1 rRNA gene is annotated in these 2,252 nt (G+C 51.6%); it reads left to right on the top strand.

Annotated features, from left to right (window positions below):
- Positions 1–92: 92 nt before the first annotated feature.
- Positions 93–2,252: ribosomal RNA gene (locus DESPIG_RS12395) — 23S ribosomal RNA — on the top strand; the annotation flags it as partial.

Here is a 2,252-nt window from a genome sequence, read left to right as displayed (position 1 = left end):
GATTGCGAGTTCGAACCGGATATGATCCGGCCATCACGAAAGTGATTGCTCTTTTACAATTGAATAGGGATGGAAGGAAGTTTTTTTCGAGAAGACAAGTTGACAAGAGCATCGGGTGGATGCCTTGGCGTCGGAAGGCGATGAAAGACGTGGTAAGCTGCGAAAAGCCTCGGGGAGAAGCTAAACATTCTGTGATCCGGGGATTTCTGAATGGGGAAACCCGGCGGAGGTCATGCTCCGTCGCGGGCACTTGAATACATAAAGTGTCCAGCGCCAACTCAGGGAAGTGAAACATCTCAGTACCTGAAGGAAAAGAAATCAAACGAGACTCCCAAAGTAGCGGCGAGCGAAATGGGATGAGCCCAAACCGGCTGGATTCGTTCAGCCGGGGTTGTAGGGCCGGCATATGTGATTCATGAGTAGGCAGGGGAAATGAGCTGGAAAGCTCTGCCAGAGCGGGTGACAGCCCCGTACCTGAAACCCAAAGCGACACAGCCGGTACCTGAGTACCGCGAGACACGTGGAACCTCGTGGGAATCCGGGAGGACCATCTTCCAAGGCTAAGTACTAACCGACGACCGATAGTGTACCAGTACCGTGAGGGAAAGGTGAAAAGAACCTCTGTTAGAGGAGTGAAATAGAATCTGAAACCTGGTGCTTACAAGCTGTGAGAGCGGACTTGTTCCGTGATCACGTGCCTTTTGCATAATGAGTCAGCGAGTTAATCTGTACTGCAAGGTTAAGCGTGAGTGGAGCCGTAGGGAAACCGAGTCTGACAAGGGCGATGAGTAGTGCGGATTAGACCCGAAACCGGGTGATCTATCCATGAGCAGGTTGAAGCAAGGGTAAAACCTTGTGGAGGACCGAACCAATACCGGCTGAAAACGGTTTGGATGACTTGTGGATAGGGGTGAAAGGCCAATCAAACCCGGTGATAGCTGGTTCTCCCCGAAATATATTGAGGTATAGCCTCATGGATTGTCTACCGGAGGTAAAGCACTGACAGGGCTAGGGGTCCTACCAGATTACCAAACCCTATCAAACTCAGAATGCCGGTCAGATGTACCATGGGAGTCAGACGGCGGGTGCTAAGGTCCGTCGTCGAGAGGGTAAGAGCCCAGATCAACAGCTAAGGTCTCCAAATCTATGCTCAGTGGTTAAGGTGGTGACGTTGTAGAGACACCCAGGACGTTGGCTTAGAAGCAGCCATCGTTTAAAGAAAGCGTAATAGCTCACTGGTCTAATGACGTTGCGCCGAAAATGTAACGGGGCTAAGCATAGTACCGAAGCTTTGAATTCCGCGAATGCGGTCTGGTAGGGGAGCGTTCTTCACGGGCTGAAGGTGTGTCGTAAGGCATGCTGGACTGTGGAGAAGTGATTATGCTGACATGAGTAACGATAAAACGGGTGAAAAACCCGTTCGCCGTAAACCCAAGGTTTTCCGGGTAAAGGTAATCTTCCCGGAGTTAGTCGGCCCCTAAGGCGAGGCTGAAAGGCGTAGCTGATGGGAAACGTGTTAATATTCACGTACTTGTGTGTTCGCGCGATGAAGGGACGCAGGAAGATAGGCAAGCCGGGCGCTGGTTGTCCCGGTGCAAGCGTGTAGGGATGAGAAGTTGGCAAATCCGCTTCTCTCTATCCTGAGACGCGAGTCCGTGACCGAAAGGTCTGAAGTTGTTGAGTCTATGCTGCCTAGAAAAGCTTCTAAGTATAGGACACGCAAACCGTACCGGAAACCAACTCAGGTGGGTGGGATGAATAATCCAAGGCGCTCGAGAGAACTCTGGCCAAGGAACTCGGCAAAATAACCCCGTACCTTCGGAAGAAGGGGTGCTTTTTAGGGTGAAGCGATTCACTCTGTCGAGCCCTGAAAAGCCGCAGAGAAATGGTGGTGGCGACTGTTTACTAAAAACATAGGTCTGTGCCAAGTCGTATAGACGACGTATACGGACTGACGCCTGCCCGGTGCTGGAAGGTTAAAAGGAGGAGTCAGCGCAAGCGAAGCTCCGAATTGAAGCCCCAGTAAACGGCGGCCGTAACTATAACGGTCCTAAGGTAGCGAAATTCCTTGTCGGGTAAGTTCCGACCTGCACGAATGGCGTAACGATCTCCACACTGTCTCGGCCAGAGACTCGGTGAAATTGAAGTCGCGGTGAAAATGCCGTGTACCCGCAGAAAGACGGAAAGACCCTGTGCACCTTTACTATAGCTTGACATTGGGATTTGAGCCTGCATGTGTAGCATAGGTGGGA

It is taken from the genome of Desulfovibrio piger ATCC 29098 (assembly GCF_000156375.1).
Taxonomy (GTDB): domain Bacteria; phylum Desulfobacterota; class Desulfovibrionia; order Desulfovibrionales; family Desulfovibrionaceae; genus Desulfovibrio; species Desulfovibrio piger.
The sequence above is the reverse complement of the archived record's forward strand: the minus strand, read 5'-3'. Positions and strand labels throughout refer to the sequence as shown.